Genomic DNA, 19839 nt, shown 5'->3' on the forward strand with positions numbered 1-19839 from the left:
CGAACAGATGCTGCGGTTGATGATCGGCATCGCGGCCGGGTATGTGCTCGGCAGCAAGGCCGGGCGGGCGCGCTATGAGCAGATCAGCGCGGCTACTCGCGCGGTCACGGGGAGCCCGGTCACCCGCAAGCTCGTCCAGGTGAGCAGGCAGAAACTGTCGGACAAACTCAGCACTCGGCCGGCGCTGGAACCGATGGAGCCGATCGACGAGCGCACCACCGTGCTGGTGCCGCACGATCAGCTGCGGCGCTGAGACGACCCGTCAGAACAGGTACTGCCGATCCGCGGCGATCATGAAGCCGTGCCCGGCCTGATCGCAGCGGACGCCCGTCGGCATCGACGTGCAGGCGGTGCCGCGGACGATGATCGTCTCCCCGTACTCGAGCACGTTCCCGCCGCCCTTGCGCGAGCCGTCGGTGGGTGAACCGACGAAGAAGCCCTGATTCACGCACATGAACCGGGCCGCGCCGCCGAGGACCTGCGCTGCCACAGCGCGGTCGGCGCGGCTGGTATCGCAATCGGCCAGCTCCGGGGGCACCACTGCGGTCGTGCCGAGCTGGCAACCGGTACCGAGTTCACCTTCATTGATGAAGCCGCACATGATGTTTCCGGTCGGCGACTGGAAATAGTAGTAGTTGCCCTGCTGGAAGTCGCGCGCGTCGACGGTGGCGTCGTCGCGGGAGGGCAGGGTGGTCTCGGTGCCGGCCGGTTCGCCGGGCGGCGGGGCGGGTTCCGGTGTGCCGGCGGTGATCGGACGATCGGTAACCGAGGCACTCGATACCGATGACGTCGTGGGGCTGTCCGCACCACAACCCGACAGACCGATGGCCACACACACCGCCAGGCCCGCGAACAACGCTCGTCTCATGGCCACGCCTCCCACCGCTGCTGCCGAACCCGACTACCGGGTGGATCATGGGGCCGCCCGGATTCGTTACGGCGCCGGCGAGCCGGCTCAGTGCGGGGCGAAGTCGTCGGAATTGCCCATGGCCTGCTCGAGCAGACTCTTGCGGTACTGCTCCAGCGCCACCAGATCACCGAACAACGCCAGATAGGCCTCGGATTGTTCGGTGGACGACACCCGGTGCAGTTTCGATTTCAGTTCGGCGATCTGGCGGCCGACCAGACCTTCCTGGGCGCGGGCCAGAACACCGGTGACGAAGCGCGGGATGTCGTCGGCCGACTTCACCGGGAGCGGTTCGCTCGCCAGTTCCGAGATCAGTGCGCGCACGGTGAGGTCGTCGGTGCGGTCGGAGACCGCGCCGACCCACTCGGCACCGACGAGGCCGGCCGCGGTGCCGCCGGCCTCGGCGATCAGGGTGCGGATGTGCACGTAGGCGGGGTGGGTGAAGGCCTCGGTTTCCAATGCGTCGAACGACGGGCCGGCGATGGACGGGTATTGCAGCCCGGCTGCGAGCGCCTGGCGTTGCGGAAGCAGCGTCGGATCGGTCGGATTCGGCCGTGCCACCGGGGCATCCGTGCCGTTCTGCGCACGCGGACGACGCGCCGCACCGGTGGCCGTGCCCCCGGTGCGCAGCCGTTTGGCTTCTTCTTCGACGCGGCGGTAGACGGTCTGCACGTCCAGCCAGCCGGTGCGGTCGGCCAGGTCGGTGGCGTAGCGCTTGCGCCTGCCGTGGTCTTTGATCTGTGCCACCAGCGGCACGCCCCAGCGCAGCACCTCGACCTGGCCGTCGCGGGTGAGGTCGTTGATGCGTGGATCCTTGCGCTTCTCGATCTCGCTGTCGAGGGCGAATTCGAACAGCAGGCGGCGTTTGGCCACCACATCGCGCAGGGCGGCGTCGCCGGAATGCTGACGCAGCTCACACGGATCCTGGCCGTCGGGTGTGGTGGCGACGTAGATCTGGGCGGCCACCTTCTGATCGTTGAGGAAGGCCTTGAGCGCCGCCGCCTGGCCCGCCGCGTCACCGTCGAAGGTGAAGATGATCTCGCCGCGCCAGAAGTTGTCGTCCATCAGCAACCGACGCAGGATGGCCAGGTGATCGTCGCCGAAGGCCGTACCGCACGCCGCGACAGCGGTTTTCACACCGGCCAGGTGCATGGCCATGACGTCGGTGTAGCCCTCCACGACCACCGCCTGATGCCCCTTGGCGATCTCACGCTTGGCGTGATCGAGCCCGAACAGCACCTGAGATTTCTTGTACAGCACCGTTTCCGGCGTGTTGACGTACTTGCCCGGCATGGTGTCGTCGTCGAAGAGTTTGCGGGCGCCGAAGCCGATGACCTCGCCCGCCAGGTTGCGGATCGGCCACAGCAAGCGACGGTGGAACCGATCGATCGGACCGCGCCGCCCTTCCCTGGACAGGCCGGCCGCTTCGAGTTCTTTGAACTCGAAGCCTTTGCGCATCAGGTACTTGGTGAGGGTGTCCCAGCCCGCGGGAGCGTAACCGCAACCGAATTGGGCGGCCGCGGCCGCGTCGAAGTTGCGTTCGGTGAGGTAGGCGCGGGCCGCTTCGGCTTCGGGTTCGCGCAGCCTGGCCATGTAGAACTCGTGGGCCGCGGCGTTGGCGGCGACCAGCCGGGCGCGGGTGCCGCGGTCGCGCTGGACCGAGGTGCCGCCGCCTTCGTAATTGATCTGATAGCCGACCTTGTCGGCGAGCTGCTCGACGGCCTCGACGAAACCGACGTGCTCGATCTTCTGGATGAAGGCGTAGACGTCGCCGCCCTCACCGCAACCGAAGCAGTGGAACAGGCCGTGATTCGGCCGCACATGGAACGACGGTGATTTCTCGTCGTGGAACGGGCACAGGCCCTTCATGGAGTCGGCGCCGCCCCGCTTCAGCGCGACGTACTCCCCCACCACGTCCTCGATCCGGACGCGTTCGCGTATCGCAGCGATATCGCGATCTGGGATTCGTCCGGGCACTGTTGAAGTCTAGCGGGCGGCGCCGGACGCGGGCCGCGGAGCCGTCGCTGCCAGGAGCCGGCCTCGGGCGGACGTGATCGGTGCTACGCACCGGTCGAGCTGTGCGCGCGGACGCGCACCGAGCAGGGTACGACCGCGATCAGTGCGCGAGCCGCGCGGCGATCCGTTCCAACCGGCTCTCGGTATAGGACGCGATCTGGTCGACGATCACCCGCACCCGTGCGGTGTCGTCGGCGGCGGCGTCCCACCACGGCAGCAGCAGCGGGTCGAGACCGGTGGGCGCGGCCGCCAGCAGGCTCTCGGCGACGGCGGTGATGCGGTCGCGCTGGGCGGCCTGACGCAGTTTGTGATCCGGATCGGACATGACGTAGCGCAGCGCCACCGTTTTGAGGATGGCGACCTCGGCGGCCACGATCGGCGATATCTCCAGGTCAGCGGCATATCGGGTGAGCGGTCCCGGCCCGGCGACCCGGCGGGTGTCGACCACCGCCGCGGTGGCGAACCGCCCGACGAGTTCACTGGTCAACCGCTTCAAGGCGACCGAATCGGTGAGCGAGCCGTCATAGGTGAACACCCGGCGCACCACCGGCAGCTCCGACAACCGCTGGGCGGCGGCGACCAGATCGTCGACCGACAGCGACCGATGGTGCACATGGCCCATCTCCGCGAGTGCGCGTTGCTCGACACGATCGGCCAGGGCGCGCAGGTCGATGCGCCCGGCGATGATGCCGTCCTCGACGTCGTGCACCGAATAGGCGACGTCGTCGGACCAGTCCATGATCTGGCATTCCAGGGCCTGCCTGCGCGGCGGCGCACCCTTGCGCACCCAGGCCAGCCGGTCGGCGTCGATGTCGTAGGCGCCGAACTTGGTGCCGGAACCGGCGCGCTGCCACGGGTACTTGATGGCGGCGTCGAGAGCGGCTCGGGTCAGGTTGAGGCCAGCGCTGGTGCCGTCGGCCTCCAGCACCTTGGGTTCGAGCCGGGTGAGGATGCGCAGATTCTGGGCGTTGCCTTCGAAACCGCCGTATCGGTCGGCCCAGATGTCGAGAGCCTGCTCGCCGTTGTGGCCGTAGGGCGGATGGCCGATGTCGTGGGCGAGTCCGGCCAGATCGACCAGATCGGGATCGCAGCCGAGTCCGTCGGCGATGCCGCGGCCGATCTGGGCGACCTCGATCGAATGGGTGAGCCGAGTACGCGGGGTGTCGCCGTCGCGCGGGCCCATGACCTGGGTTTTGTCGGCCAGTCTGCGCAAGGCGGCCGAATGCAGCACGCGGGCGCGGTCGCGGGAGAAATCGCTGCGATGGCCGTTGCTGTCGCTGGTGAGCCCGGCGGTTTTCGGGCCCTCCAGGACCAGGCGTTCGCGGTCGTGCGCGCTGTAACCGTCGGCGCTCATCTCATTGCCCCGCGGTGTAGCTGAAGTCGGCGGAGAAGTGGGTGAGCTGATACCACAGCAGCGCGAATGTCTCCCGGAAGATGCCGTGCGCCTGCGATTCCCTGGTGTAGACGGCCGGACCGGTACGGGTGGGTGCGGTCCAGGCGTCCAGGCCCGCGTCCCGCGCCATGGTGCGGGTGCGCAGCGAATGCCACGGATCGCTGACGAGCACCGCCGAGGACATGTCGCGGGCGCGCATGGCCGTGGCGACGGCTTCGACGCTGCGCAGGGTGTCCGATCCGGTCTCCACGGCGAGGATCCGGTCGGCGGGTATGCCTCGGTCCATCAGATAGTTCTTCCCCGATGCGGCCTCGGTATACAGATCCCCCTCTTGTTTTCCGCCGACGGTGATCACTCGCGGCGCGACCCCGGCCTCGAACAGGTCGTAGGCCTGATCGAGCCTGGCCTCGAACACCGACGACGGCGTGCCGGAATACTGCGCGGCGCCGAGCACCACGATCGCGTCGGCCTTGCGGTAATCGTCGATCCGCGCCACCTGCCACACCCGGAACGCCGTGCCGAACACCAGCACCGTTCCCACCAGCACCACCCCCGCGACCAGCCGCCACCCCCATCGCAGCATGCCCGCTCCTACTCCCCGCGCCACCGCGGGTTCGGTGACAGTGCCCGTCCGTGTGCGCAGTGGTGCCGAATTCACTCCTCGAGTTTGCCAGCTGGGTTGTGCTGTTCCATCCGGGCGAAGGTTCTCCATCGAATCGTTACTGATCTCGGCTCAGGTGCGCTCGCCGGGTCGTGCCGTGGAGGTGCGGCCGAGTGCCGCGCTTTCGTTGTCGGCGGTCAGCCGGTAGATGGTGCGTTCGAGGGTGGGCAGGATGTCGGTGATCTCGATCGAGCCGATGGCGAACGCGCCGATCAGTGCCAGCGTCATATTGGTCATGATCAACGCCACGTCCTCGGCGTAGATCGGGTCCAGATCGCTGAGCAGGCCGAGCGCGACCGGGAGGACCGCGTTGAAGCCCTGGGTATCGAGACGCTGCCCGCCGGGGCCGAGGCGGGCGCGGTGGTAGGCCTCGAGCATTCTGGGATTGCGCTCCCATGGCTCGAAGACCGTGCGCAGCACCATCGTCAGGCCGTCGCGAACGGTGACGTCCGCGGGCAGCGGCGCCATGTCCGAATAGGTGTTGTCGGCCATCCACTGCTCGACCGCGGAGACGATCAACTCGTCACGGGTCGGGAAGAGCTTGTAGACGGTCGCGAGGGAAACATGCGCGCGACGGGCGATGAGCCTGAGTTGGACCGCGTCGTAGCCGTCGGACTCGAGCACGTCGAGCACGACCGCGATGATCTGTGCCGATATCTCGGATTCTCGCCCGCTACCCACCTTGGTGACAGTAACCCGGAGCGTCGGTAACGGGGTTACCAGCAGTGGGTAACCGTGTTACCCTCTCGTGAGCCGCTTCACATCCGAGCCCCGCCACATGGGCGGATGCGGGCGGCGACCGACCACGCGTCGCCGGGGGGACGGCCCACAACTCGCCGAAATCCGCGACGCCGCCCGCGATCCACCGGGCTATCGCACAGGCAGCCGAGGGCGCCTGGCCTCAGAAAGAAGATCCATGCAGCCACAGCACCACGGCCCGCACCCACGCAGACGGCACGGACGCATCCGGCGGGCACTCGCCGCCGGTACGATCGCCTGCCTGAGCGCTGCGGCGGGCCTCTACACCGCCGCAGCGGCCGGCGCCGTCCCCGAGTTCTACACGCCCCCGGCCGATCTGCCCGCCGAGCGTGGCGCGATCGTCAAGACCGAGCCCATGCCGCTGTTCATGATGGCTCCGGGCACCGAGGGCTGGCCGGTGCAGGCGCAGCGAGTGATGTTCAGCTCGCGCACCCAGCACGACGTCCCGGTAGCCGTCACCGGTACCTTCATCGACGCGACGCAGCCGTGGCGCGGCGCGGGCGAACGTCCGACCATCGTCATCGCACCGGGCACCGTCGGCCAGGGCGATCAATGCGCGCTGTCGCTGGCCTTCAGCACCGGCATGCATGTCAGCACCGAACCGCTGTCACTGTCGGCGAATCAGGAATCGCAGTCGGCCGCGGCGTGGAACGCACTCGGCGCGCGGGTGTTCGTCACCGATTACATCGGGCTCGGCACGCCGGGCGTGCACACCTACGCCAACCGGATCGAACAGGCGCACGCCGTGCTCGATGCCGCCCGTGCCGCCAACACCCTCGCTGGCAGTGGATCCCGTACACCCCTTGCCATCTGGGGCTACTCACAGGGCGGCGGAGCGGCAGCGGCCGCGGCGGAGATGCAGCCGAGCTATGCGCCCGAGCTGAACCTGAAGGGCACATGGGCCGGTGCTCCGACCGCCGACCTGATGCAGGTGGTCGGCCAGATCGACGGCAATCTGATCGGCGCCGCCATCGGATTCGCGATCAACGGTTTCACCGACCGCTACCCCGAACTGCGCAGGATCGTCGACGAACTCACCACCCCGAGCGGTCGCGCCCTGCTCGACAGCGTGCGCACCGAATGCATCGCCGACATCATCGCCAAGCACCCGTTCACGCGGACCAGCGATATGACCGTCGACGGCAGGCCGCTGTTCGACCATCTGCGCGAACTCCCCGCCGCGGCCCAGATCCTGCGCGAGCAGCGCATCGGCAGCCTCACCCCCACCAGCCCGGTGTTCATCACGCACGGCCGCAACGACGACACCGTGCCCTACGGGCAGGGCCGCCAACTGGCGCAGGACTGGTGCGACAAGGGCGCGACGGTGACCTTCCGCACCAACGAACTCCCGCCGATCGCCCCCGGCACCACATTCGGCAACCACTTCGGGCCCGAGATCATCGACGGCTTCGGCACCGATAACGCGATCACCTATCTGCTCGACCGCCTCGCCGGAAAACCGTTGTCCGGCTGCACGTTCGACTGAGCCGAGAGGCCCGGGGCGGCATGCCCCCGGGCCTCACCCGAGCCGGTCGACGCCGGAGTCAGCGGCGACGCCGCTCCTGCGGGTCGACCCCTTCGGTGTCGATGCGTTCCTTGCGGACGGTGTCGGAGACCGTCTGCTCCTCGGGAACCTCGTCCACCGCCAGCCGGACCTGCTCGACCGGTACCGATTCCTTGTGCGCCGTCACGCGGTCTTCGTGCAGCGTCACCTCGCGCTCGTCTTCGGCGATATCGCCGGTAACGGCGGACGGGTCGGTGATCGGTTCACGTTCGACCCTGACCTCCTCATGTGTCGTCGGCACGGTGATGGACTGCTCCTCGGTCACCACGTACTTGCGCAGCCGGGCCTTGCCGGTCGCCTGCCGCTCGGTGTCGACATCCAGGCGTTCCTCCGAACGCACCATGGCCTCGTCGCTGTCGGTACGGCCGGTGCGCCCGCCCATCTGCTGCTCGGTCCCCGTCATCCCGGCCGCGCCACCGGCGGGAGCGGCGTGCCTGCCGTACTCTTCCCATCCGGCATGGCCGGGGTCGATGCCGTAGTGGACGAACAGCTCCGATTCCGCTTCCGGGGTGATCAGTCCGTCACGCTCGAGGTGCGGCGCTGATTTCACCGCCTCTTTTCCGACGCTCACCTGCACCTCGTCGGAATCCTCCCGGACGCGAGCGCCGGCGAGGGGCACGAGTGAATCGTCTCGGAACAGGCCTGTGCTCACCGCTGCCCAGGTCGGCTGACCCGAGCTGTTGTCGACGTAGACGCGCTTGACTTTGCCGATCTTGTCGCCGCCGGGGTCGTAGACGACATCACCGATCAGATCTTCCACTTGTTGAGCCATGTCTTCCTCCTCGTTGTGCAGCGAAGGAGCGACGACGGGCCGGGTATGCGGCCTTACGCCGCGAGTCTGGTCCTATCGATCGAGCCGGTCGGTCCGACTCGATGCGTGAGACATCACCGAGTTCAGCGGTCTCCATCCGTAGCCGATGCCGTGAAGCCATCGATCAGCTACACCGTGGCTACTACCCGGCATCTGCGGACACAAACACCAGCGGCATCATTTTTCCGCGGGTGGGTGACGCGGGCGGACAGCCGGGGTAGCATAAGCTCAAACTTATACAAGGAGGTTGTTGCGATGCCATTGCTCACTGATCCGGTTGCCGTCGCCGGGCTCGTAGTACGCGAGGTTCGAAACGGCGAACGGGACGGCGAACCGACCAAGATCGCCATCGCGCGCCGGAGCTACCCCACCGACCGGGAGGATCTCTGGGACGCGCTGACCAACGCGGAGCGGATTCCACGGTGGTTTCTGCCGGTGACCGGGGAGTTGAAGGTCGGCGGCCGGTATCAGCTGGAGGGGCATGCCGGTGGCGTGGTCGAACGGTGCGACGAGCCGGAGTCCTTCACGCTGACCTGGGAGATGGGTCCGCAGGTGTCGTGGGTGCAGGTCAGCCTCGCCGCCACCGACGCAGGCACACTGCTGCAATTGACGCACGAGGCACCGGTCGATCCGGAGATGTGGAAGCAGTACGGGCCCGGCGCGGTCGGGGTGGGCTGGGATCTGCTGCTGATGGCGCTCGGCCTGCATCTGTCCACGGGAGCGGCGGTCGATCCGGCCGAAGGCCTGGCGTTTCCGACCACACCGGAGGGCACGGAATTCGTCCGCACCGCCGCCACCGGCTGGGCCGAGGCCGCCGTTGCCGGCGGTGACGATCCGGCCGAGGCGCGCGCGGCCGCCGAGCAGACCATCACCTTCTACACGGTGGAGCCCGAGGAGAACCCCGAATCCTGATGAGCTCGGCCGCGGAAAAGATCTTCGAGGCGCTCGGCGACCCGGTGCGGCGCCGGATCCTCGAACTCGTGGCGGGCGGTGAACAGCCGGCAGGCACGGTCGTCGCCGCCGTCCAGGAGCACACCGCCATCTCCCAGCCCGGCGTCTCCCAGCATCTGAAGGTGCTGCGCGATGCCGGGCTGGTCACCGTGCGAGCCGAGGGCAACCGCAGGCTGTACGCGGTGGATCCGGCGGGTGTTGAGGTGGCCAAGGCGTGGCTGGCCGGGCTGGCCGACCCACTGGCGCAGTTCGCCCAACCGCTCGATGCGCTGGCCACCGAGGTGGCGCGCGGGAAACGGGCACGGCGAAGCGGGACCGCTCGCGCGGACGATTCGGCCGGGCGCGCAACCCGGCCTGCGTGAGTCCGGCCGTCGCGCACGAAACGACGACGGTGGTCGGGCTATGCCGACCCGACCACCGTTCATCCGTTCAGCCCGGCCGCGGATCAGCGGCCGGCCGGATCAGCTCCCGAGGCGCGCCTCGATCGCCTCGATGATGCGCGGGCGCAGTTCGGCGGCACGGATCACCGCGTCCACCGAACCCACCTCGACGGCCCGGTGGATGTTGTGCACCTTGTCGAACTCCGCTGCCACATCGCCGAGTTTCTCCGCCCGCACCGAGGACCGGAGCTCATCGAGTTCGGCGGTCAGCTCGGCACGGTCGGTGCCCGCGGCGTTGGCGGCGCGCGTCTCCAGATCCTGGATCCGCGGGTCGGCCGCGGTGCGCGCGTTCACCTCACCGGAGAACACGGCCGCGGCGGCGGGTGCGCCACCGAGCACCGAGGCGAACGAGCCCTCCAGCGCCAGCACCGTCATATTCGGGTTGAGCGCCTTGGAGAACACCACGAATGCGCCGCCGTGATAGCGCGAGATCACGCAGAACACGATCGGCCCACGGAAGTTGACGATCGCGCGACCGATCTCGGCGCCGTACTCCAGCTGCAGTTTGCGCATCGACTCCGGTGAACCGTCGAAGCCGGACAGGTTCGCCAGCACCACCAGCGGGCGATTGCCGCTGGCCGCGTTGATCGCTCGGGCGGCCTTCTTCGACGACCGCGGGAACAGCGTGCCCGCGGTGTAGGTGTCGGGGCCGTCGGTGGACGGGAACCCGCGCCGCGGGATGCCGCGCGACTCGATGCCGAGCAGGCACACCGGGATTCCGCCCAGATGCGCGTCCTGCACGACCGCCGTCTCCGCGTCGGCCATGCCTGCCCAGCGCTCGAGCACCGGGTGGTCCTGGTCGGACAGGGCCCGCATGACCGTGCGGATATCGAAGGGCTTCTTGCGATCCGGGTTGGCGGTGGCGGAGAAGATCTCACCGACGGTGGTGAAATCGCTGTCGGCCATCCGGTGCGGGAAGCCGGAGACGTCGCGATCGAAGGGATCGCTGGTCTGCGCCCGCCGCGGCGCCTGCTCACCCGGTGCGATGTAGGTGTGGTCGTAGTGCGACATCAGGATCTCCTGTGCCGCGGCCAGGTTCGGCGCCCAGTACTGCGCCTGACCGTTGGGACCCATCACCCGGTCGTAACCGCCGATACCGAAGTTGTCCTCGGCCGACACACCGCCGGAGAAGTCCAGCGCCTGCTTGCCGGTGAGCACCATCGCCGAATCCGGCGTCATCACCAGGATGCCCTTGGTGTGCATGAGCATCGTCGCCTCGGCGTTCCAGTACGGCTGCGCACCGACATTGATGCCGGCGACGACGATATTGATCTCACCGCCGTCCTGGGTGAACTCGACGATGCGCTTGAGCGCCGCCGCCACCCAGTCCATGTTCTCGGTACCGGAGGTCATGGAGATCCGGGCACCGGAGGACAGCGCGTACCACTCCAGCGGCACCTGCATCTGTTCGGCCAGATCCAGGGCGGCGATCACCCGGCGGCATTCCGGCTCCGACAGCGCGCCCAGCGATTTGGTCGGATCGCCGAGCAGCACCACCCGGGTGACGCCCTGCGGATGCCGCTCGGTCGGCGCGGTGACCACACCGGCGACGATCGCGGCCTTGTTGCGGCCCTTGGGCCGGTCGACCGGAACCAGGGCGTGGTTGTCGTCGAGGTCGTATTCGACGAAGTCACCGAGCAGGCCGGTGAGCTCGTACGGGTAGACGGTGTTGCGGCTGGCGGCGCGCAGCACCTTCTGCCGGTACTCGTCGATCGGCTCCACCGGGTCGTCGGTGCGTTCGCCGACGGTCACCTTGGTCCAGCCGGGTGCATCGAAACCGATCCGCACGACGATCTTGACCAGCTCGCCGGTCTCCGGGTCGGGCTTGCGGGCGATGAGCAGGATCTCCTCCAGCCCGGCGCCGAAGGTCGTCGGTTCCACGCGCTCGACGATGGTCTGCAGCTCGGCCTGGGTGAGGTCCAGCGGCGGCCAGATGTACATCACGATGCGGTTGGTGTGCAGGCGATTGCCCGAGCCCCGCAGCGATTGCGCCCGCCGGATGCCGTCGACGCAGGCGGCGAGCGTGCTCTCGGCCGTCGGCAGGGCGAGCAGCCTGCCGTCGTGTTCGCGCAGCGCCGCCAGGTCACGGACCTGGGTGAAGGCGATGAGCCGCTCGTCGGAGGGGTTCTCCTTCGCCACGCAGCGGAACAGGTACACCTCTTCGTCGGAGGACGGCAGGCGGGTCAGGTCGAACTTGCGCAGCCGCTTCATCTGCATCCGCTCCGCGATGTACGGATGCAGGCCACGGATCAGCCGTTCCTCGGCCAGACCGGTCGCGGACGGCCGGAAGGTGAAGTGGTGGTGCATCACCGCGCCGCCACTGCCCGCGACGGTGGCCGTGATGCGGTGCACCTGGTTGGGCAGCGGATGCGCGCTGAGCACCTCCTGCAGCGCGGCGGCCATTTCGTCGAAGTCCTCGGGCTGCCGCTCCCAGGACAGGTAGATATCGGCCTCGATGGACGCGGCGCCGGTGGCGAGATCGGCGAGACCACGCAGCACACCGTCGAGGGCGCCGAAGCTCACCGCGGCCGAGACCAGCGTCAGCCCGCGACGCTCGGCGACGACGAAGGTGCAATCGCCCGACTCGTGGGTGCGGACGTCGAGCAGGTCCTTGTTGCCGTAGTAGCGCCGGGTCAGCACCTCGAGCATCACCGTGTTGTCGGCGCTGCCCCGCTCGAGCCGCTGTCCGAGCAGCCGCACGAGCGGTTCGGTGCTGCGCACCATCTCGGCCATCCGCTCGCCGCGGTCGGGCGCGGTGGGATGGGCGTCCAGGTAGCTCAGGTGCTTACGCACGTTGGCGTAGACGCGGGCGCGGTTGCGGCGCAACAGCGGCTGGCCGTACCAGGCGTAGACCAGGCCGCGAGTGAGGTCGGCGATCACCGGGAAACGCACCTGCGTCGCCGCCACCAGCCGCTCCAGAGCCAGGCCCACCGGCTCGCGCAGCGCCGCGTCCGGCACCGGCTCGCCGAGCCATTCGCGCAGCAGGGTGGTGATCACCATGACGGTGTCGGACGGACGCTGCTGGGCGAGGAAGATGCGGAACACCGCGGCCTCGAGTTCAGGCGTGCGGTCCAGCTCGGTGACGCCGTAGTGGCCGAGCGCGCGGGCCAGCTTGGCGCGGTAGGACTCCGGCAGCCCGGCCCGCTCCACGTCCAGGCTCTGCAGATAGGTGTGGAAGTACTCGCGGGCGCTGTGCACGTGCGCGTGGCCGCCGTCATCGCCCCAGGTGCGGTTGTGGCTCAGCTCGGCGAGGTCGGCGAACACCTCGATCAGCTCGAGCTCCTCGGCGAGCGGCCTGCGGTTGTCGGCGATGGCTTCCCGGCGCGCGGCCAGATAGTCCTGGACGACGCGGCGGTCGTCGTGCGGATCGACGTCGAAGCCGAGCAGCAGGCTGCGCATGTCCTGCTGGCCACGCACCAGCCGCTCGTGCGGCTGGGTGCCGGCCCGGCTGGCCGGCAGGTCCAGCTCCACCGGCTCGTTCGCGGTGGTGTCGGCGGCCTCGGCGTCGTCGGCCATCGGTTCCAGCCGCAACATGGGCGCACCGGCCTCCACCTGGGTGCCCACCGAGACCGAGCATTCCTTGAGCCGAGCCCGGAACGGCGCGCGCAGCACCGTTTCCATCTTCATGCTCTCCAGCACCAGCACCGGAGCACCGGCCTCGACCTCGTCGCCGACCTGCAGTGGCGTCGCGACGACGAGCGCCGGCGCGGGTGAACGGACGACGCCGCCCTCATCGCGGCTGACCCGGTGGGTCACCCCGTCGACGTCGACCAGGTGGACCGGGCCGTGGGTGCCGGTGACCAGGCGGTAGCGGATGCCGTTGACGACGATCTGCCCGGTGTGCTGGTCGAAGCGTTCGAGGTCGACGTCGGCGGTGCGGATCTCGCTGCCGGCCTCGATGCCGATGCGGAACCGGTGCGCACCGATGCGCGCCACCCGCACCCGGTAGCCGACGCCGCGCAGCTTGAGATCGAGCGGCCTGCCGCTCTCGTGCTGCACCTGCGGACGTCCACCGGAGGCGGTGGACAGCAGCCGGTGCCGCTCGGCGCGCTCTTCTTCCTCATAGGCCTCGATCGCGGCGGCCGCCAGCGCGACGGCGGAGTGCCGCTGCGAGACCAGCCTGCCCTCGCCGCGCACCCGGTCGATCCAGCCGGTGTCGGCGCTGGCGTCGATCACCTCGGGCTGATCGAGCAGGTCGAGCACGAAGCTCTTGTTGGTGGCGCCACCCTCGATGATGACGCGGGTCTGCGAGACCGCGCGACGCAGACGACCGAGCGCCTGCTCGCGGTCGCGGCCGTAGGCGATGATCTTGGCGATCATCGAGTCGAAGTCGGCCGGGATGGTGTCGCCCTCGCTGACGCCGGTGTCGACGCGGATGCCCGGGCCGGCCGGCAGATCGAGCAGCGCGATGCGGCCGGGGGCCGGCGCGAAATCGCGGTCCGGATCTTCGGCGTTGAGGCGGGCTTCGATGGCGTGGCCGCGTTCGGCCGGCGGCTCGCCTTCGAGCTTGCCGCCGGAGGCCACGTGCAGCTGCGCGTGCACGAGGTCGAAGCCGGTGGTGTATTCGGTGATCGGGTGCTCGACCTGGAGCCGGGTGTTGACCTCGAGGAAGGCGAACAGCTGGTCGCCGGGGTGGTAGAGGAACTCGACGGTGGCCGCGCCGCGGTAGCCGACGGCGACCGCGAGCCGCTCGGCCGAGGCCTTCAGGTCGGCGGCCTGCTCCGGGCTCAGCACCGGCGAGGCCGATTCCTCGATGATCTTCTGGTTACGCCGCTGCACCGAGCAGTCGCGCACGCCAAGCGCCCACGCGGTGCCCTGACCGTCGGCGATCACCTGGACCTCGACGTGGCGGGCGCCGGTGACCAGGCGTTCGAGGAAGACGACGCCGCTGCCGAAGGCGCGCGCGGCCTCCTGGCTGGTGCGTTCGTAGGCGTCGACGAGCTCGGCTTCGTCGTTGATCTTCCGGATGCCGCGTCCGCCGCCGCCGGCGGTGGCCTTCAGCATCAGCGGGTAGCCGATCTCGGCCGCGGCCGCCACGGCCGCCTCCACGGACTCGACCGCGCCGCGGCTCCACGGCGCGACCGGCACGCCGACCTCCTCGGCGATGAGCTTCGCGCCGATCTTGTCGCCGAGCTTGCGCATCGCGTCCGGGCTCGGGCCGATGAAGGTGACGCCGATCTGTTCGCACAGTTCGGCGAACGCCGGGTCTTCGGCGACGAAGCCCCAGCCCACCCAGGCGGCGTCGGCCTTGGTCGCCAGCAGGGCGCGTTCGAGGGCCTTCAGATCGAGGTAGGGACGCGCGGACGCGGGGCCGAGGTCGTAGGTGATATCCGCTTCGCGCACGAACGTGGCGTTGCGGTCGACGTCGGTGTAGAGCGCGACGGTTTCGATCGGCTGCGCGGTAGCCGCGGCCAGATCTCGGACGGCGTGGATGAGGCGCATGGCGGCCTCACCCCGGTTCACGATGGCGATGCGGCTGAACACTCTCGCCGACTCCTTTCCCTTCAGCACGGACCCGGCCGACGGACGGGGTTTCACAGTTGGCCCGTAGTGTGCACGCTCACCCCACGAAAGTGCACAGCGAGCGGAGGTTACCCGCCCGTTTTCTTTCCCGCCGACCGGCTTTTCCGGCCCGGACCGGCGCGCGTCCCCGAACGTTCGGGGGCGAACTACCAGCCCCGCTCCTTCCACTCCCCCAGATGCGGCCGTTCGGCGCCGAGGGTGGTGTCGTCGCCGTGGCCCGGATAGACGACGCTGTCGTCGGGGTAGCGGTCGAAGATTTTGGCGGTGACGTCGGCGTAGAGGGTGGCGAAATCCTGCGGGCTGCGGGTCTTGCCGACTCCACCTGGGAACAGCGAGTCGCCGGTGAACAGGTGGGTCCGCCCGGCGCCGTCGGTGAGGGCGAGCGCGATCGAGCCGGGCGTGTGGCCGGTGAGATGGATGATCTCGAAGTTCAGCCTGCCGATCGTCAGGGTGTCGCCGTCGGCGAGGGTGCCGGTCGGCGTGACCGGCAGCTCGGTCGCGTCGAGGGCGTGCGCGGCGGTCTCGGCCGTGGTGGCGGCGGCGACCTGCGCCAGTGCCTGCCAATGGTCCGGGTGCCGGTGGGTGGTGACGATGTGGCGGACCAGACCGGGCGTCTCCTGGTCGATCAGCTCGATGAGGCGGTCGGCGTCGTTGGCCGCGTCGATGAGCAGGGCGTGGCCGGTGGTGGCGCACTGCACCAGGTAGCTGTTGTTGTCCATCGGGCCGACCGACATCTTGATGATCCGCGCGCCGGGGACCTCGCGCTGCTGAGCGGCCGAGCCGGCGGAGACGTGACCGGTGTAGGTGCTGTCGATGGTGACCACGGTCTCGATGCTATCCCCGGCCGATCCCGATGGCCCGGGTAGTCGAGGAGCACCGAGCGACCCGCGCCCGACCGCGGCCGAAGCGGCGCTGGTGCGCGATAGATTCGACGCCATGGCGCTGCATCGGGTTGGTCGCTGGTCGCTGCTGGTCGTGCTCGGGGTGCTGGTGATATCCGGGCCCGCGGTGCCGGGGTCCGCGCGAGCGGAGGCGCCGACCCGGATGGACACCTATGTGGTCGATTCGGCGGATGCGCTCGGCGCGGCGGGCTCCGCCGAGGTGCGGGCCGCTGTCGATCGGCTCTACACCGACCACCAGGTGCGGCTGTGGGTGAATTACGTCGGCGATTTCGCCGGGCTGAGTCCGCAGAGCTGGGCCGCGCAGACCGCCGAGCGATCCGGGTTCGGCGACCGCGATCTGCTGCTCGCGGTGGCCGTCGACGATCGCGCCTACGCCTTCGATGGTGAACTGCCCGGCGGCGTCAGCGAATCCGAACTCGACCGCATCCTCACCTCCGACGTCGAAACGGCACTGCGTGACAGCCGCTGGGCCGACGCGGGGGTGGCCGCCGCCGACGGTCTCGGTTCGGCGATGTCCGGTGGCGGCGTCGGCCTGATGCCGGTGCTGATCATCGGGGCACTGATCGTGTGCGCCGTCGCGGCGCTGGTGGCGTTCACGCGGGTGCGGCGGCGCCGGCGCGAACGCGCCGAACTCGAACAGGCCCGAACCATCGATCCCACCGATACCGCCGCGCTGGCGCCGCTGCCGTTACCCGCCTTGCACGCCCGGTCGCGGGAGCTGCTGGTGGATATCGACAATGCGGTGCGCACGAGTTCGGAGGAGCTCGAGTTGGCGACCGGAGAGTTCGGCGAGACCGCCGCCCTCCCGTTCCGTACCGCCGTCGACCAGGCGACAACGGCGCTGGCCCAGGCGTTCGCGATTCGGCAACGACTCGACGACGCCATCCCGGAAACCCCCGACGAGCAGCGTGCCCTGCTGCTCGAGTTGATCGGCACCCTCGGCCGGGCCGATCGCGAACTCGATGAGCAGGTGGCCGCCTTCGACGCGATGCGCGATCTGCTCATCAACGCGGCCGAACGGCTGGACGGATTGACCCGTGATCTGGTCGAACTCACCGGGCGGGCGCCGGCCGCCGACGAGGAACTCAGCCGGCTCGTCGCCGCTCATCCACCGCAGGTGCTCACCTCGATCCGGGACAACGTCGCGATGGCACGCGAGCGCATCGCCTTCGCCGAGACCACTATCGATGCCGGTCGCGAAGCCCTGCGCCGGCCGGTCGGTCAGCAGGGCGGCGCGGTCGCGGCGATCCGGGCCGCGGAAGGCGCGATCGGGCAGGCCCGCACGCTGCTCGACGCCGTCCTGCACGCCGCGACGAATATCGAGCAGGCCCGCGCCGGGCTGCCCGCCGCGCTGGAGGAATTGCGCAACGATCTCGCCGCCGCGGCCGAACTCACCGCCCACGGCGGCCCCGAACTCGCCTCGGCGGCCGCGAACGCACGGACAATTCTCGATGAGGCGCAGAGCGCGGCCGCGAGCGATCCGCTGGGCGCCTTTCACCGCACGCTGTCCGCCGACGCCGAACTCGATCGCGCCCTGGCCCGAGCCGCCGACCGCAAACTCGCCGCCGAGGACCTGCGCCGCCGACTCGACCAAGCCCTGATCGACGCCGACGCCAGGGTGCGCGCGGCCGCCGACTACATCAGCACCCGTCGCGGCGGCGTCGACGCCACCGCCCGCACCCGCCTCGCCGAAGCGCAACGCCACCTCGACGGCGCCACCGGCCTGCGCGACAGCGACCCGGCCACCGCCCTCACCCATGCGCGAACGGCCGCCGACCTCGCCGGCCGCGCCCTGCACGAAGCCCAGAACAGCGTCCGGGCCTGGGAGGCCGGACGCGCACCCTCCGCGGGCTCCCAGGCCGGCGCGGTTCTCGGTGGCATCCTCGTCGAGGGCCTGCTCCGGGGTGCTGTCACCGGTGCGCGGCATCGGGGCGGGTACGGCGGCGGGTACCGTGCGCCCTCGTTCGGTGGGTCGTCGGGCTCGCGGCGGGTCAGCCGGGGCGGGCGCTTCTGAGTTGCCTTGCCCCTCACACCGTGTGAGCCACTACACCGGGACGCGTCATGTTGAGTATCGGAGACTTCGCCAGGCACGGACGGGTGTCGGTGCGCATGCTGCGCCATTACGACGCGCTCGGCTTGCTGCGTCCGGATCGCATCGACCCGGCCACCGGATACCGCTACTACCAGGCCGGTCAGCTGGCGCGATTGAATCGCATCGTCGCGCTGAAGGATCTGGGGTTCACGCTGGAACAGGTGGGCAGAATCCTCGACGGGCAGGTGGACGGCGCGCAACTGCGCGGCATGCTCATCCTGCGCCGGGCCGAACTGGAACAGCGGATCGCGGCCGACCGGGCGCGGCTCGTCCAGATCGAAGCGAGGCTCCGCGTCATCGAGAAGGAGGGCGTCATGCCTCGGGCGGTGGATCGCCGACAACGGATACCGCTCGTGCGGCCCCACCCGGGAGGTCACCCTGGTCTATGCCGAGAACACCGCCGAATGGGTCACCGAATTGCAGGAGCCCATAGCCCGCGTCTGATTCATCCGTTCGGGCCGCTCATCGCCGGTGTGCCGCCCGAACGGATCGGGGCGGTGAGTTCGGCTTGTACCCGGTCGTAGAGATGGGCCGGGTCGGGGCCGCCGAGGATGGCTACCGTGAGCCGAGCGGCGAAGGTGTAGGCGAGGAAGGTGACGGCCGCGGACGGGCCGAGGGAGCGGCGCGGGTGCGCCGACAGGTAGACGATCTCGTAGTCGGTGATCCGCACGTCCGCGGGGGTGCGGAAATGCGGGACGACACCGGTGTTGGTGATCGCGAGGTGGCCGGCGAGCGAGTGGATCCTGTTGTCGCCGAAGTAATCCGGGAAATGCAGCACCGACTGCTGCACCGTTCCGGTCTCCAGGTCGGCGCGCAGTCGCCTTGAGACCTGTTGCGCCAGTTCGACAATGCAGTCGGCGCGGTCGATCTCGGCGGTGAACGCGGCCAGCCCGGCCATGTTGGTTCCCGCCGCGGCGGGAACCGGCGGGTGGAGCCTGGCCCGCAGATCCACCGGGTAGAGGCAGCCGAGGGGTATCGCGACACCCGCGCCGACCGTGGCGGCGTAGGCCCGCAGCAGGGCTGCGGTCAGCAACGCGTTGACGGTCACCCGGTGCAGCTTGCTCAGTTCGACGATGCGGGCGGTGGCGGCCGGATCCAGCCGCAGCCGTCGCGGCCGGACCAGAACCGCCTCGCCCGGCCCGTCGTCATCGCCCACCGGGTTCGCCGGCGGCAGCGGCCGGGCCACGTCCTCGAAGCCCGAATGCGCGCACCGCGCGATGCCGTGTTGTTCGGCATACCACTCGAGCGGCATCGGATAGGCGAACGGTCCGCCGACGGTGCGGACGGCCATGATCCGGTCGGTGTAGCAATCCCAGAACCGGGCGAACAATTCGACGCAGTGACCGGCGTCGGCAACCCCGTGGTGTACATACATCGTCACGCGTGACCGATCGCCCGATCCGCGGACGACGTCGAGATAGGCCAACTGCTCGGCGGGGTCGAGCCGGTGCGCGGGCATGGTGAGCTCGGCAGGGTCGCCGGTGCGTATCCACGGCTGGACCGCGCCGGAACCGGCAGGCCGCAGTAGATATCCGCGGCCGTACTCGTCGACGCCGATCCGGCAGACCAGCACGGGATAGGCGCGCAGCAGCGTCGCGAACGCGGCACGGAGCGCCGGGATGTCGAGCCGACCGGCCACCGACACCGATCGCCCGGTATAGGTGCCGTGCCGGACGAAACGCTGTTCCGACGGCGCCAGCAACCGCACAACTTCACCCGCATCCCACAGCACGCCGCAAGCGTGCGGCAACAGGTGGTTCGCGCGCAAATCCACGGGGCCGGAAAACATTACGGTTCAGCAACGCGACGGGTTCCGGTCA

The 19839-nt window shown here is 69.5% G+C and carries 15 protein-coding genes; 6 read left to right on the plus strand and 9 right to left on the minus strand.

Annotated features, from left to right (window positions below):
- Positions 1-7: 7 nt before the first annotated feature.
- Positions 8-253, plus strand: coding sequence for a hypothetical protein (locus AC5W7N_RS19340; RefSeq protein ID WP_014349793.1), 246 nt, complete (start codon positions 8-10; stop codon positions 251-253).
- A 9-nt stretch (positions 254-262) separates the two neighbouring features.
- On the opposite strand, the gene AC5W7N_RS19345 is transcribed toward AC5W7N_RS19340, so the two are convergent.
- The 5 genes from AC5W7N_RS19345 to AC5W7N_RS19365 form a co-directional block, all read right to left on the minus strand.
- Positions 263-868: a DUF6636 domain-containing protein gene (locus AC5W7N_RS19345; RefSeq protein WP_495921944.1), complete on the minus strand. Its 606-nt coding sequence runs from the start codon at positions 866-868 to the stop codon at positions 263-265.
- Between the two features lie 87 nt (positions 869-955).
- The gene (dnaG, locus tag AC5W7N_RS19350; RefSeq protein ID WP_163817285.1) at positions 956-2884 is read right to left on the minus strand and encodes a DNA primase; all 1929 of its coding nucleotides are present in this window, start codon (positions 2882-2884) and stop codon (positions 956-958) included.
- 139 nt (positions 2885-3023) lie between these two features.
- Entirely contained in the window at positions 3024-4277 is a 1254-nt protein-coding gene (locus tag AC5W7N_RS19355) for a deoxyguanosinetriphosphate triphosphohydrolase (protein WP_163817287.1), read from the minus strand.
- A 1-nt stretch (position 4278) separates the two neighbouring features.
- Positions 4279-4974: a YdcF family protein gene (locus tag AC5W7N_RS19360; RefSeq protein WP_163817290.1), complete on the minus strand. Its 696-nt coding sequence runs from the start codon at positions 4972-4974 to the stop codon at positions 4279-4281.
- Between the two features lie 75 nt (positions 4975-5049).
- Positions 5050-5658, minus strand: coding sequence for a TetR/AcrR family transcriptional regulator (locus AC5W7N_RS19365; protein WP_280212788.1), 609 nt, complete (start codon positions 5656-5658; stop codon positions 5050-5052).
- A 235-nt stretch (positions 5659-5893) separates the two neighbouring features.
- On the opposite strand from AC5W7N_RS19365, the gene AC5W7N_RS19370 reads away from it, so the two are divergent.
- Entirely contained in the window at positions 5894-7222 is a 1329-nt protein-coding gene (locus tag AC5W7N_RS19370; RefSeq protein WP_195007246.1) for a lipase family protein, read from the plus strand.
- Between the two features lie 58 nt (positions 7223-7280).
- Here AC5W7N_RS19370 and AC5W7N_RS19375 read toward each other — a convergent pair whose 3' ends face one another.
- Positions 7281-8072, minus strand: coding sequence for a DUF2382 domain-containing protein (locus AC5W7N_RS19375; protein ID WP_194991219.1), 792 nt, complete (start codon positions 8070-8072; stop codon positions 7281-7283).
- Between the two features lie 294 nt (positions 8073-8366).
- On the opposite strand from AC5W7N_RS19375, the gene AC5W7N_RS19380 reads away from it, so the two are divergent.
- Together AC5W7N_RS19380 and AC5W7N_RS19385 are read left to right on the plus strand one after the other, a co-directional pair.
- Complete coding sequence (locus AC5W7N_RS19380) at positions 8367-9023, plus strand: SRPBCC family protein (protein ID WP_163817295.1); 657 nt, start codon at positions 8367-8369, stop codon at positions 9021-9023.
- A complete protein-coding gene (locus AC5W7N_RS19385; RefSeq protein WP_194991218.1) occupies positions 9023-9424 on the plus strand; it encodes an ArsR/SmtB family transcription factor in 402 nt (133 codons plus the stop codon). The genes AC5W7N_RS19380 and AC5W7N_RS19385 overlap by 1 nt, the downstream gene beginning before the upstream one ends.
- A 99-nt stretch (positions 9425-9523) precedes the next feature.
- Here AC5W7N_RS19385 and AC5W7N_RS19390 read toward each other — a convergent pair whose 3' ends face one another.
- Together AC5W7N_RS19390 and AC5W7N_RS19395 are read right to left on the minus strand one after the other, a co-directional pair.
- Positions 9524-14986 (minus strand): ATP-binding protein, encoded by a 5463-nt coding sequence (locus tag AC5W7N_RS19390; RefSeq protein ID WP_495921945.1) that lies wholly within the window; start codon positions 14984-14986, stop codon positions 9524-9526.
- Positions 14987-15171: 185 nt separating this feature from the next.
- The gene (locus tag AC5W7N_RS19395; RefSeq protein WP_490725595.1) at positions 15172-15849 is read right to left on the minus strand and encodes an MBL fold metallo-hydrolase; all 678 of its coding nucleotides are present in this window, start codon (positions 15847-15849) and stop codon (positions 15172-15174) included.
- A gap of 112 nt (positions 15850-15961) precedes the next feature.
- Between AC5W7N_RS19395 and AC5W7N_RS19400 the strand changes: the two genes are divergently transcribed.
- Both AC5W7N_RS19400 and AC5W7N_RS19405 read left to right on the plus strand, forming a co-directional pair.
- Positions 15962-17941, plus strand: a complete 1980-nt coding sequence (locus tag AC5W7N_RS19400) for a TPM domain-containing protein (RefSeq protein WP_495921946.1) — start codon at positions 15962-15964, stop codon at positions 17939-17941.
- 47 nt (positions 17942-17988) lie between these two features.
- On the plus strand, positions 17989-18543 hold the full coding sequence (locus AC5W7N_RS19405; RefSeq protein WP_495921947.1) for a MerR family transcriptional regulator: 555 nt from the start codon (positions 17989-17991) through the stop codon (positions 18541-18543).
- Here AC5W7N_RS19405 and AC5W7N_RS19410 read toward each other — a convergent pair.
- A complete protein-coding gene (locus tag AC5W7N_RS19410; protein ID WP_495921948.1) occupies positions 18465-19751 on the minus strand; it encodes a phthiocerol/phthiodiolone dimycocerosyl transferase family protein in 1287 nt (428 codons plus the stop codon). The two genes, AC5W7N_RS19405 and AC5W7N_RS19410, sit on opposite strands and share 79 nt — an antisense overlap.
- Between the last annotated feature and the right edge of the window lie 88 nt (positions 19752-19839).

It is taken from the genome of Nocardia sp. CDC519 (genome assembly GCF_059509835.1).